Here is a 12,563-nt window from a genome sequence, read left to right on the forward strand (position 1 = left end):
GAGGCTCATCACAGATGAGGGTGTAGTTGAGGTCTGAAGCCGCCGGTCTCGAGCAGGGATCGGGCGATGTAGTTGGTGAGATTGCGGAAGCCGAGGGCGGAGCCACGCAGGTGCTCGAGCCTGCCGTTGATGGCCTCCGTCGGTCCGTTGGACGTTCCAGGTCGGTCGAAGTAGGCCAGCACGTCGGCCGCGCGCTTCTTCAGCGTTCGACCGAGTGTGATGACCTCGGTGAGGGGCTTCGGCACACCGTGGCTGATCGAGTCGATGAGCTTGACCATCAGCTCGCGGCCACGACCCCGGTCCTGCTCGCGGTAGGCCTCGATCATCCGCTGGTAGATCCCCCAGGTGGCCTCGACCTCGACATGGGCATCGTCGTCGAACAGGGCGGCGAGCCGGTCGGTCTGCTTGTCGGTGAGCAGGTCGGCGCCGGTGTGCAGGGTCCGGCGGGCGGAGTAGAGCGGGTCATTCTTCATCCCGCGGTGGCCGTGGATGGCCTGCTGGACCCGGCGGCGACACCGGTCGAGGGTGTCGCCGGCCAAGCGGACCACGTGGAAGGGATCCATCACCGCAACCGCGTCGGGGAGTTCCTCGGCGGTGGCGGTCTTGAAGCCGGTGAACCCGTCCATCGCCACCACCTCCACCCCGTCGCGCCACGTCTGGTCACGGTCGGCGAGCCAGGACTTGAACGCCTGCTTTGAGCGGCCCTCGACCATGTCCAGCAGCCGAGCGGGTCCGGTGCCGTCACGGATGCCGGTCAGGTCGATGATCACGGTGACGTACTTGTCGCCGCGGCGGGTGTGGCGCCACACGTGCTCGTCGACCCCAATCGCGGCCACGCCGTCGAACCGGGTGGCGTCGTTGATCAGCACCCGCTTGCCTTCGGCCAGGACAGCGTCGTTGGCGGTGTTCCACGCGACCCCGAGTCCCTCGGCGACCCTCGCGACGGTCAGGTGCTGACACACGATCGCCTCGAGTGCCCACCGCAGCCCGCGACGCGACAGCTTCGCTCGCGGCTCAGCCGCGAGGCTGGTGTCCTGGCGCCACACGTGACCGCAAGCGGTACACCGGTAGCGGCGCACGGTCACCACGAGCATTGTCGGCCGCCAGCCCAGCGGCTCGTGGGCCAGCTCCCGGGTCACGGTGTCGCGCGGTACGCCTTCGCAACCACAGCGACGGCACCACGGGTCCGGCTCGACGACCCGGCATGCCAGCACCGCACGGTCGGGCCTGAGTCGTTGGCCGGTGACGGCCAGGCCGAGCTCGTCGAGCCGGCAGAACTTGGTCAGGTCAGGGCAGGCAAAGGTAGCGTCAGACAAGTCGAGGTGTACCAATCTGGAAGACCACGACTTCCGTCCCGGGGCAGCGATGCACAAACGCAGCCGGACGCCCGATTTCGTGTCACCGTCGCAGCGGTCTTCTTCGCGTACCCACTCAGATCGGTCAACGGCGCACCCGATAGCGCAGGTGAAGCACCCGGTTGCCCTGAACAACTAAGTCTGGGCCTTCCAGCAGGTGCTGCGCGTCGACGGAGCCGAAGTAACGCTTACCGGACCCGAGCACGACGGGTGCGACGTCCATGCGTACCTCGTCGACCCAACCTGCCGCGAGCGCCTGGCCGCCGACGTCGCCAGCAGCGAACTCGACAGTGCGGTCACCCGCAAGCTCCCGCGCCTTGGCCACGGCCGCCTCGATGCCGTCGACAAAGTGGAACGGCGCCTGGAGGTCCCAGCCCTCGGGCGCACCACGGTGACTCACCACGACCACATGGTCGATCCCACTCGGAGGCGTCCCATCCCAGCCGTCGGTGATGTCGAAGGCGTGACGGCCGGCAACGGTGACCCCGACCTCGTCCCAGTACGGCCGGACGTAGTCGAACGAAGCCTGCGACACCTTCAGAACGCCACTGTCGTCCAACGGCACGTCACCGCTGACCAGCCACTCGAAGATCGGACCGGGATCGTCGTTCTCAGCCGCGATGAAACCATCCACCGAAACCGACGCGTTCATGACCACTTTCCCCATGGATTCCTCCTCTGTTTGGAGTCCCAAGTCTTGTGCGGCGTGAGCTGTCGCTCTTGTACGAAATCAATCGGCTGGGAGCGGCCAGCCGTCCAGGACGTGGTCGGGATGATCGCGCAGGAATCGCCGCCGGACTTCGGCGTACCGGGTCGGCGTGAGCCCGGTGAACTCCCGGAACTCGCGCACGAAGTGGGCCTGGTCGAAGTAGCCCGCGCCAGCGGCAACGTCTCCCCAGTCGATCGGTGCAGCGACGTCGAGCGCCAACACGGTGGAGCTGAAGCGGTAGCTGCGAGCCAGCCGTTTTGGCGTGACACCGACTACGGCCTTGAACCGCTTCGCCAAATACGTGCTGCTGGCGCGGGCCGCCACACCGATGTCGCTGATCGGCACTGTCCCGCCTGCCGCCGCGACGGCGCTGCTCATTTGGCGGACCAGGTCAAGACCGTCGATCACCCGCAGCCGTCGCACCAGTTCCTCCTCGAGCAACATCAGCATTTCGTGCGGTGCGTCCGCCAAGGTCAGTCGGTGTCGCAATTCAGCGATAGCGGGCTGGCCCCAGATCTGCTCCACCGTCGCAGGTCGGTCGCACAACTCGGCCGCGGGCATCGGAAGGAACGGTGCCAGGCCCCACGGCCTGAAGTGGACGCCCACGGACCGGGTCGGGGTTGGGTAGCTGAACTCCCACGCACGCGTGGGCGTGGTAACCGCGCAGCCGTCGGCGTACTCCACGGCGTCTACGTCGGTGCCTGCGCGGATGAGAAACGGCGCCCCGAGGTTGACGATGAGCAATGGCGCGGGCGCCGCCGGCAGCATCAACCGGGAGTACGGCGGAGCGCCCTCTAGGTAGTAGAGGTCGTCGATCAGCCCGTCCAGCGGCGGACCGGGCACCCTGGACACATATTCCACGCCGACATTATCGCCGACGGCCCATCCGGCATCACGCGCCGCCGCCAGCATCGAGCCGGCGCCGATCCCTGACGGGCGCCCCGGCGCATTTCGGTCCCCAACTACACCCCACGTTGTGAAGAGCCACATTGGAGATCTCCGCCCGTATGGGCTACCGCGTCGAGGCCTGATCGTTCGAAACGGGGTTCGAATGTCTGAAACACCGTGTTGATGTGAGCGAACGGCGGGCCTACATTCGGCACCACTCGAACGAGTGGAAGGAACCCGAGGTGTTTCTGGACACGTCACACTGGCACGACAAGATCTTTATCGGCGGGTCCTGGGCGCCCGGTTCCGGCGGAGTGGGCGACGTCATCGAGCCCGCGACGGGGGCGTCGCTCGGCCGGATCGGCATCGCCGGCCCGGCAGACGTCGCCCGCGCTGCCGAGATCGCCGCCGCCGCGCAGCACGCCTGGGCGCAGACCCCGCACACCGAGCGCGCTGCCGTGCTGCGCCGCGCCGGGGCCTTGTGGGCGCAGCACACCGAGGAAGCCATGTGGTGGAACGTCCGCGAGGTCGGCGCGATCCCCGGGATGGCCGGTTTCGCCGTGCACGTAGCGGAGCAGGAATGCTACGAGGCGGCCGCGCTGCCCGCCCGCCCCTACGGCGAACTGATCCCCAGTGAGCAGCCTCGCCTGTCGATGGCCCAGCGGGTGCCGGCCGGCGTCGTTGGGGTCATCGCCCCGTTCAACGTGCCGATCATCCTGGGCATCCGCTCGGTCGCGCCGGCTCTCGCCCTGGGCAACGCGGTCATCCTCAAGCCGGACCCGCGCACCGCGGTCACGGGGGGCGTCACCATCGCCCGGATCTTCGAGGAGGCCGGCCTGCCGCCCGGTCTGCTGCAGGTCCTGCCCGGCGGCGCCGACGTCGGCGAGGCCATCGTCACCCACCCGCTGGTCCGCGTCATCTCGTTCACCGGCTCCACCGGCGCCGGCCGCCGCGTCGGCGAGCTCGCCGGGCGACACCTCAAGCGCGCCCACCTCGAGCTCGGCGGCAACTCCGCGCTCATCGTCCTCGACGACGCCGACGTCGACGAGGCGGTCAACCTCGCCGCCTGGGGCAGCTTCTTCCACCAGGGCCAGATCTGCATGACCACCGGCCGGCACCTCGTCCATGAACGCCTCTACGACGACTTCGTGGAGCGGCTCGCCGACAAGGCCGCGAAGCTTCCGGTCGGCGATCCCGCCCGGGAACAGGTTGCGATCGGCCCGGTCATCGACGCCGGCCAGCGAGACAAGATCCACGCCCTGGTCGGGGCCAGCGCCGACGCCGGCGCGCGGGTCGCCGCCGGCGGCACCTACGACCGGCTGTTCTACGGCGCCACGGTGCTGGCCGACGCCGCCGCGGACACGCCCGCCTTCGCCGAGGAGGTCTTCGGCCCGGTTGCGCCGGTCGCCCGCTTCGCGGACCTCGACGAGGCGGCCAGGCTGGCCGCGGCCGGCGAGTACGGCCTGTCGCTGGGCATCGTCACGCGCGACGTGATGCAGGGTCTGGCCCTGGCCGACCGACTGCCGACCGGCATCGTGCACATCAACGACCAGACCGTCAACGACGAGGCCAACGCGCCGTTCGGCGGTGTCGGCGCATCCGGCACCGGATCCCGCTTCGGCGGCGCCGCCGCCAACGTCGAGGCGTTCACCGAGACCCGCTGGGTCACGGTCCGCGGCCAGGCCCCGGCCTACCCGTTCTGACCGCAGAAAGGAGGGCACTGTTGCGTCATAGGATCGAGGGACGTGTTGAACCTGTGTCGGTTGCGTGGTCAGATCGCCAGGGCGAGTTCGGCGAACGCAGCGGCGAACCGCGTATCCGGCGGGGCATCGACGGCGAGCTCGTAGTGTCCGCGGCGCAGATGCTGCCTGAAGGCGTGCCCGGCGATGATCACTTGTGCTGTCTTGTCGGTTCGCAACCCGCGCATCGGTCTCAACCGCTGTTTCAGTCGACTGTGATCAGCCTCGATCCGATTATTGGCGTACTGCTCGACGTGATGCCACGCCGACGGGATCAACTCATCGAGCACCGCGGGGTAGACCGCGGCAGCATCAGTGACCACCTCGCCGGGCGTCACCCTCAACGTCGATAGCGCCCGCCGGAAGAACCGCTGGGCCGCGCCGGCATCGCGGCGGGCTGACACCAGCACGTCGATGACCTGCCCGTATTGGTCGACCTGTACCGCTCGGAAAGTCGGTCACAGCTACGCGGCCTGGGAGTATTCGTTGATCAGTCCGTTGAGGATCTTCCTGCGGCGCACTCGTGCGGCGTCCATGTCGGCGACCGATGGGGGCGGTGTGTCGGCGGCGTCGGGCGGTTGTTGGTGCCGGGCTTGGTGCGGCCGGTGGTCGTTGTAGTGGGCCACGTACTCCTCGAGGGTGGCCAGTAGGTGACGTTGGTTGTAGATCAGCATCCGGTCGAGGCATTCACGGCGGACCGTGCGTACCCACCGCTCCGCGTACGCGTTCGCCCTCGGCGCCCGAGGCGGAGTGCGCAGGACCTCGATGCTTTCGGTGGTGAAGACGTCGTCGAAGGCGGCGGTGTACTTGCTGTCACGGTCGCGGATCAAGAACCTGAACCGGGCGACTCGGTCGCCGAGATCCAACATCAGGTTCCGGGCCTGCTGGTTGACCCACTCCCCTGTCGGATGCCTCGTGGCGCCGAGAATGTGAACTCGCCGGGTGCCGATCTCCATCAGGAACAGGACGTAGATGCGGGTCAGACCGATCGTCCACGTGCAGGAAATCGCAGGCGAGCATGCCTTTGGCCTGGGTGGTCAGGAACTTGGTCCAGGTCGGCCCGCCACGACGCGGAGCCGGGTCGACACCGGCGGCGGTCAGGATGGTCCACACCGTGCTGGCCGCGACCCGATAGCCAAGCCTGAGCAGTTCGCCCTGAACCCGGCGGTGGCCCCAGGTCGGGTTTTCCCAGGCCAGGCGCAGCACCAAGGCACGGATCTCTGCCCGTATCGGAGGACGCCCGGGTCGTCGTTGCGGGTAGGTCCACTTCCTGGCGACCAGCTCACGGTGCCACCGCAGCAAGGTTGCCGGGGTGACGAAGAACGTCGACCAGCGGGTACGAGGCAGCAGCCGAGACAGGGCTGACAGCACGGCTCGGTCGGTCGGCTCCAGGTCCGGACGTGCGACCTGCCGGCGCAACACCGCGACCTGATGACGCAACACCAGGACTTCGATGTCCTTCGACCGCTCGCCACGTAAGCACTGCACCACCAGCCGCAGGATCTGACACAGGATCAGGTAGCCGAAGGACAGGAACATGCCCGCCACGATGCCCGGGGACGGTTGATCCGCCCCGCACAAAACCGCACTTCAGGGGCCAGAATCAGGTTTCCGAGCGGTACAGGGACGTGAAGCTCTATCGGCGGCCGTGAGCGGATGCCGGTTCGGCATGATCGGCGAACGTTGACGCACGGGCGCCTTCGCCGGGAGAAGCTGGATCGGAGTCGAGGATGGGTTTCTGGGGCACCGTCGTGATCCACCGTGACGAGCGACTGCTGTGGGAGTTGCTGCCCGACATAGCCGCTCACCGAGGCGGTGACGAAGCCGATCCCCGAGCCGCGCTCGTTGATCGGCTGGTGCTCGCGCGCCCGACGGCCAGCAGCTCCCGCACGGCGCCGGCCAGGTCGTCCGCGTGCCAGTACAGGACCGCGCTGCCCGGCGCGGCCGGCACGGCGTCAGCGTAGCGGCGGTCGATCAGACTCAGCTCCTGCTGGTGGCCGCCGAGACCGAACTGCAGCAGGGCGTAGCCGGCGCCAAGGGCGGGTTCGTCTTGCGGTATAGCGCCGCCCGCCAGGATAGGTGAGCAGCTTGCCCAATCCAGCGTGCTTTCTGCGCCGAGGGGCAAGGGGATGACGGAAGTCCGGCCTCGCGGCTGCCGAACGGCCAGATAATGCGGGAGTTGGCCTGCGGTTTATCGCCAAGGGGCGGCCGGTGGGCTGATCGAATGCGGTCGGAGGGAGCAGCCGTCGGATGAGCACGATGCACGCCGTGAGAGCTCACACCAGGGGCGGGCCGGAGCAACTCGTGTACGAGGAGGCGCCGCGGCCTGAGCCGGGGCCTGGTGAGGTGTTGGTGGCCGTGAAGGCTGCTTCCATGACACCCACTGAACTCACCTGGTCGGCAACCTGGACGCACAGCTTGGACGGGACAGGACCCGAGCGCACCCCGATCATCCCGTCGCACGAGTTCTCCGGAGTCGTCGCGGCGTCCGGGGCGGGGGTGGAGAGCCCCGCCGTGGGGGAGGCCGTCTACGGCTTGATCCCTTTCACCCGCGATGGCGCGGCGGCCGAGTACGTCGCCCTGCCCGCGCCCGTCCTGGCGGCCAAACCCGCCAGCGTTGACCACGACCACGCCGCAGCGCTCCCATTGGCTGCGTTGAGTGCCTGGCAGGCCCTGGTGGATCACGCTGACCTGCAGGCCGGCCAGCACGTGCTGGTGCAGGGCGGCGCCGGCGGCGTGGGGATCTTCGTGGTGCAGCTCGCGGCCGGCCTCGGTGCTCGCGTGAGCGCCACGGCGGCGGCGGCCGACCTAGAATTCGTCAAGGGTCTGGGTGCCGAGCAGGTTATCGACTATGCGCACGACCGCTTCGAGGATCACGTTCGCGACGTGGACGTGGTTGTTGATCTTGTCGGAGGAGCCACGCAGTCGCGGTCCTGGTCGGTCCTGAAACCGGGCGGTGTCCTGGTCACCCTCGTCACTCCACCCGACCAGCAGGAAGCAGCCCGGCACGGCGTCCGTGGCGTGTACTTCATCGTCGAGCCCGACCAGAACGCGTTGCGTTCCATCGCCGAGTTCGTCGATAACGGCCGGTTGAGGCCGGTGCTGGACCGCGTGCTGCCCCTCACTGAGACGCGCTCAGGTTACGAGGCGCTCGAGACGGCCAAACGCCGCGGCAAGATCGTCATCCACGTCGCCGACTAGGTGTATCGCCCAGCACCGTTGCTTACGCAGGTGACGGGTGGCTTGCCGCCAACTGAGGTGTGGCTGCGGTGGTGGTTGGGCGAGGTGGCAGATCCGGATGCGTTCTGGGCCCCCGAGTTCGGTGAGGTACGCCGCCAGCATCGTGTCAGGCAGACCCGCCATCGGTGTCCCTTCCCACCGGGCCGGCCGGGTCCTGGCGCACGGGGACGTGTCGCGCACTCCAGGACTCGACGAGGTCGGTGTCCTCGGCGTTACCGAATATGTAGGCGGGCAACATGATCGGCAACACCCGCTCCACTCGGATCAGGGCCGCGCGGTGGGCGGGATAGCCGGGCCCGTTCGCCTGCAGTAGCGAGCTGTTCAGCCACTCGTACGCTAGTGTCCTGAGTCGTTAATTCGCCGGCAGATAGTAGGCTGTCGGGATGGCTGGTCGTCCGCGTGGTGTGGTGGAACTGAGTGATGACGAGCGTGCGTGTCTGACCCGGTGGGCGCGGCGGGGTAAGTCGTCGCAGGCGTTGGCGTTGCGGTCGAAGATCGTGTTGTTGTGCGCCGATGGCCTGGTCAACACGCGCGTCGCGGAGCGGTTGGGTGTCTCGCGGGACATGGTGGGCAAGTGGCGTAGCCGGTTTCTAGCCCGCCGGTTGGAGGGGTTGACCGACGAACCGCGGCCTGGGGCGCCTCGCCGCATCAGCGACGACCGGGTCGAAGAGGTCATCGTGCGGACGCTGGAGCAGCAGCCGTCCAACCTGGACAGTCACTGGTCGACGCGGTCGATGGCCAAGGCCGCCGGGTTGTCGCAGACGGCGGTGTCGCGGATCTGGCGGGCGTTCGGCCTCAGGCCGCATCTGGTGGACACGTGGAAGCTGTCGGCTGACCCGTTGTTCGTGGAGAAGGTCCGTGACGTGGTGGGCCTGTATCTCGATCCGCCGGTCAAGGCGATGGTGTTGTGCGTGGACGAGAAGTCGCAGATGCAGGCCCTGGAACGGACCCGGCCGATGCTGCCGATGATGCCCACCGTTCCCGCCCGGCAGACCCACGACTACGTCCGCCACGGCGTAGCCAGCCTGTTCGCCGCGCTCGACGTCGCCACCGGCACGGTCATCGGGCAGGTCCACCGCAAGCACCGCCACCAGGAATTCCTCAAGTTCCTGAAGACCATCGACGCGAACACCCCCGCAGAGCTGGACCTGCACCTGGTCCTGGACAACTACGCCACCCACAAGACCCCGGCCGTGCAGCGGTGGCTGGCCGCCCATCCCCGCTTCCACCTGCACTTCACCCCGACCTCGGCGTCCTGGCTCAACCTCGTCGAACGCTGGTTCGCCGAACTGACCAACCGCAAGCTCCGCAGGTCAAGCCACCGCAGCCTCGCCGAACTCGAAACCGACGTCCGCACCTGGATCGACGCGTGGAACACCGACCCGAAACCCTTCGTCTGGACCAGAACCGCCGACGACATCCTCAACAGCCTCGCCACGTACTGCCGGCGAATTAACGACTCAGGACACTAGTTGGCCGGGCGGAACGATCGACGCGTTGCCCCTTGAGCGGTATCCCCCGCCGCCGGACCACATCGATCAAGTTGACCTCAACGTGGGGGTCCGCCTCCATGCTCGCCATCGTGGTCGGCAAGGCAATATCCATAGGGATCAGTGCTCGTCGTCGTACACCCGTACCGATCCCTTGGTGACAGGTTAGGCGGGCCGTCCGCGCCTACGGTGGCGACGAACGAGAGCATCGCCTGGTCGACGACCCGTCGCATGTCCTCGGTGATGGTAGGCACCGTCTCTCCTCCTTCTAAGGACTATCTGCCTGGTCAACGACGGCCAGAGTGTGCATTGTCGTGGGAGACATCGGTGGTAACTGCTCGGGCGTGAGGGCGGTCGGCCCGAAGAGCCAGGTCGACGTAGCCGTATGAACCGCCCTAATCCTCACCCCATCGGTACGTTTCCGGCCGCCGTCAACGGGTAACACGCGCCATGCCTGGCCTGTCACTGGTGCCCCTCGGCGCCAGCCTCGTGCTCGCCGATCCGGCGCAGCTGCTGCCGGCACGCGAGCAGATGGCCTTCACCCTCGGCTTCCACATCATCCTGGTGCCCTTCGGGGTGGCCTTCACATTCCTGATGCTGATCGCGAACGCCCGCGGCATCCGCCGGAACGACGAGACTGCGCTGCTGCTGGCCCGGCGCTGGTCACAGGTGGCAGCGGTGCTGTTCGCCGTCGGCGCCGTCTCCGGCACGGTGCTGTCGTTCGAGCTCGGGCTGCTCTGGCCGCGACTGATGGGCAACTACGGCGCGGCGTTCGGCATCCCATTCGCGATCGAGGGCCTGTTCTTCTTCCTGGAAGCGATCTTCGTCGCCATCTACGTCTACGGGTGGCGGCGGATGCGCCCATGGCCACACTTCTGGACCGGGGTGCCGGTGGTGCTCTCCGGGATCGGCGGCACGCTGTCGGTGGTCGCGGCGAACGCCTGGATGAACCGGCCGGGCGGGTTCACCATGCGGGACGGCAAGATCGTGGAGGTCCGCCCACTGGAGGTGATCTTCAACGGCGCGTTCTGGTACGAGGCCATCCACATGCTGCTGGCCGCGTACATGGTCGCCGGGTTCGTCGTCGCCGGCGTGTACGCGGCCGGGATGCTGCGCGGCCGCCGCGACCGGTACCACCGGCTCGGCCTGGCGATCCCGCTGACCGTCGCGGCGCTGGCCACCCCGCTGCAGATCTTCGTCGGCGACCTCGCCGCGCGCGAGGTCTTCCGGAACGAGCCGGCGAAGTTCGCCGCGATCGAGGCCGTCCCGACCACGGGCACCCACGTGCCGGAGGTGCTGGGCGGCTACTACTCGAACGGGGAGGTGCACGGCGGCATCAAAATTCCCTCGGGGGCCTCGCTGTTGTCCGGCTACTCGCCGGCCACCCGCATCCGGGGCCTGGACGCCATCCCCGCCGAGGTGCGGCCGCCGGACCGCCTGGTCGCGATCGTCCACCTGAGCTTCGACGTCATGGTCGGTATCGGCACGGCGCTGCTGGCCCTCTCCGCCTGGTATGCCCTGGCCTGGTGGCGCCGCCGTGACCTGCCGCGCAGCAGATGGTTCCTGCGGGCGACCACGATCAGTGGCGTGCTCGCGGTGGTGGCGCTGGAGGCGGGCTGGGTGGTCACCGAGGTCGGCCGGCAGCCGTGGACGATCGTCGGTCACCTCCTCACCCGGGACGCGGTCGCCACGTCCGGCAACCTGTGGCTGTTCTTCGCCGCCATCGTCGCGCTGTATGCCGCGGTCGGCGCCACCACCGTGTACGTCCTGCGGCTGCTGCGCCGCCGCTGGCGCGACCAGGGCGGGGCTACCGAGACGGACGTGCCCTACGGGCCGCCCCGGGCCTCGGAGTCCGCGCCTGCGGGAGATCAGGCGTGAGTACGTTCGCCGCCGTCGTGCTGTTCATCGGCGTCACCGCCTACGCCGTGCTCGGCGGTGCGGACTACGGTGCAGGCTTCTGGGACCTCACCGCCGGTGGTGCGCGACGCGGGCGGGCCCCGCGGCACCTGATCGACCACACGCTGGCACCGGTGTGGGAGGCCAACCACGTGTGGCTGATCTTCTGCCTGGTGATGCTCTGGACCGGCTTCCCGTCCGCGTTCGCCGCGATCATGACCACGCTCTACATCCCGCTGGGCCTCGCCGCGCTGGGCATCGTGGTCCGCGGCAGCGGGTTCGCCTTCCGCAAGGTGGTGGTGAAGACCGACCAACAGCGGGCGACCGGGGCGGCGTTCGCCACCTCGTCGGTGATCACGCCGTTCTTCCTCGGCACGGTCGTCGGCGGGATCGCCTCCGGGCGGGTGCCCTCCGACGGACACGGCAACCCCGTGACCAGTTGGGTCAACCCGACTTCGCTGCTCGGCGGGGTGCTCGCGGTTGGGGTATGCGCGTTCGTCGCCGCGGTGTTCCTCACCGCCGAGGCCCGTACCTACGCCGACGCCGGCCTGGAACGCTGGTTCCGCCGCCGGGCCCAGGCCAGCACCGTGGCGACCGGCGCCGTGGCACTGGCGGGCATCGCCATCCTGCACGCCGACGCCGGGCGTCTGTTCTCCGGGCTGACCGGCCGCGGCCTGCCGCTGGTGCTGGTCTCCGCGGCATGCGGGCTGGCCAGCATCGCGTTGCTGCACCAGGCGGCACCCAGGGTGCTGCAGGCGCTCGCCGTCAGCGCGGCCGGCACGGTGGTGGTCGGCTGGGGCGTCGCGCAGTACCCGTACCTACTGGGCACCCACCTACGCATCGACGAGGCCGCGGCTCCCGACGCCACCCTGGTGTCGCTCACCCTCGTCGCCGCCGCGGCGCTCCTGCTCGTCGTGCCGGCCATGGCGCTGCTGTTCGTCCTGCACCAGCGCGGTCGTCTGGACACCGCCTGACTCCGTTCACGCTAGCGCCGGGACCGCGGCCGGTTCAAGATTCGTTGGTGGTCTCGCGGACCGGCATTGCGTTAGGGCGACGTAGGCTCCAGCCGATGGAGGAGATGGCGTGTCACATCCTCGCCTGGGTTTGCCGAGGTTCCTAAGAGCCTGGTAAATAAGGGTTTCAGGTGGGTTGGTGGCGGGCGAGGCGGCGGGTCATGACGATGATCATGGCCCATTGGACCATCGCGGCGTGGTGGTCGGGTAGCCGTTCGTAGTCTCGGACCGTG

Annotated in this window: 11 protein-coding genes and 1 pseudogene; 5 read left to right on the forward strand and 7 right to left on the reverse strand. The window is 68.5% G+C overall.

Annotated elements, in window-relative coordinates; translation table 11 throughout:
* Nucleotides 1–8: 8 nt before the first annotated feature.
* From SLP03_RS16120 to SLP03_RS16130, 3 genes are all read right to left on the reverse strand, one after another.
* Complete coding sequence (locus SLP03_RS16120) at nucleotides 9–1,316, reverse strand: ISL3 family transposase (protein WP_319461411.1); 1,308 nt, start codon at nucleotides 1,314–1,316, stop codon at nucleotides 9–11.
* A 124-nt stretch (nucleotides 1,317–1,440) separates the two neighbouring features.
* A complete protein-coding gene (locus tag SLP03_RS16125; protein ID WP_319461412.1) occupies nucleotides 1,441–2,022 on the reverse strand; it encodes a dihydrofolate reductase family protein in 582 nt (193 codons plus the stop codon).
* Between the two features lie 63 nt (nucleotides 2,023–2,085).
* A complete protein-coding gene (locus SLP03_RS16130) occupies nucleotides 2,086–2,925 on the reverse strand; it encodes a helix-turn-helix domain-containing protein (RefSeq protein ID WP_319461413.1) in 840 nt (279 codons plus the stop codon).
* Nucleotides 2,926–3,137: 212 nt separating this feature from the next.
* Between SLP03_RS16130 and SLP03_RS16135 the strand changes: the two genes are divergently transcribed.
* Nucleotides 3,138–4,655, forward strand: a complete 1,518-nt coding sequence (locus tag SLP03_RS16135; protein WP_319461414.1) for a benzaldehyde dehydrogenase — start codon at nucleotides 3,138–3,140, stop codon at nucleotides 4,653–4,655.
* A 68-nt stretch (nucleotides 4,656–4,723) separates the two neighbouring features.
* Here the strand turns inward: SLP03_RS16135 and SLP03_RS16140 are convergent.
* From SLP03_RS16140 to SLP03_RS16155, 4 genes and pseudogenes are all read right to left on the reverse strand, one after another.
* Nucleotides 4,724–5,128 (reverse strand): annotated as a pseudogene (locus tag SLP03_RS16140) (DDE-type integrase/transposase/recombinase); the annotation flags it as partial.
* A gap of 27 nt (nucleotides 5,129–5,155) precedes the next feature.
* Nucleotides 5,156–5,521 carry an integrase core domain-containing protein gene (locus tag SLP03_RS16145; RefSeq protein ID WP_319461415.1) on the reverse strand — a complete coding sequence of 122 codons (366 nt, stop codon included), beginning with the start codon at nucleotides 5,519–5,521 and terminating at the stop codon, nucleotides 5,156–5,158.
* Nucleotides 5,505–6,230, reverse strand: coding sequence for a helix-turn-helix domain-containing protein (locus SLP03_RS16150; protein ID WP_319461416.1), 726 nt, complete (start codon nucleotides 6,228–6,230; stop codon nucleotides 5,505–5,507). The genes SLP03_RS16145 and SLP03_RS16150 overlap by 17 nt, the downstream gene beginning before the upstream one ends.
* Before the next feature lie 265 nt (nucleotides 6,231–6,495).
* Complete coding sequence (locus tag SLP03_RS16155; RefSeq protein ID WP_319461417.1) at nucleotides 6,496–6,816, reverse strand: hypothetical protein; 321 nt, start codon at nucleotides 6,814–6,816, stop codon at nucleotides 6,496–6,498.
* Nucleotides 6,817–6,941: 125 nt separating this feature from the next.
* On the opposite strand from SLP03_RS16155, the gene SLP03_RS16160 reads away from it, so the two are divergent.
* From SLP03_RS16160 to SLP03_RS16175, 4 genes are all read left to right on the forward strand, one after another.
* Nucleotides 6,942–7,892 (forward strand): NADP-dependent oxidoreductase, encoded by a 951-nt coding sequence (locus SLP03_RS16160; protein WP_319461418.1) that lies wholly within the window; start codon nucleotides 6,942–6,944, stop codon nucleotides 7,890–7,892.
* A 422-nt stretch (nucleotides 7,893–8,314) separates the two neighbouring features.
* Nucleotides 8,315–9,403 carry an IS630 family transposase gene (locus tag SLP03_RS16165; protein WP_319461419.1) on the forward strand — a complete coding sequence of 363 codons (1,089 nt, stop codon included), beginning with the start codon at nucleotides 8,315–8,317 and terminating at the stop codon, nucleotides 9,401–9,403.
* Nucleotides 9,404–9,871: 468 nt separating this feature from the next.
* Complete coding sequence (locus SLP03_RS16170) at nucleotides 9,872–11,299, forward strand: cytochrome ubiquinol oxidase subunit I (RefSeq protein WP_319461420.1); 1,428 nt, start codon at nucleotides 9,872–9,874, stop codon at nucleotides 11,297–11,299.
* Complete coding sequence (locus SLP03_RS16175; RefSeq protein WP_319461421.1) at nucleotides 11,296–12,291, forward strand: cytochrome d ubiquinol oxidase subunit II; 996 nt, start codon at nucleotides 11,296–11,298, stop codon at nucleotides 12,289–12,291. Before SLP03_RS16170 ends, SLP03_RS16175 begins: the two co-directional genes overlap by 4 nt.
* The last annotated feature ends 272 nt before the right edge of the window (nucleotides 12,292–12,563 follow it).

Origin of the sequence: Micromonospora sp. RTP1Z1 (genome assembly GCF_033804685.1) — a bacterium.
In the GTDB taxonomy this organism is placed as follows: domain Bacteria; phylum Actinomycetota; class Actinomycetes; order Mycobacteriales; family Micromonosporaceae; genus Micromonospora.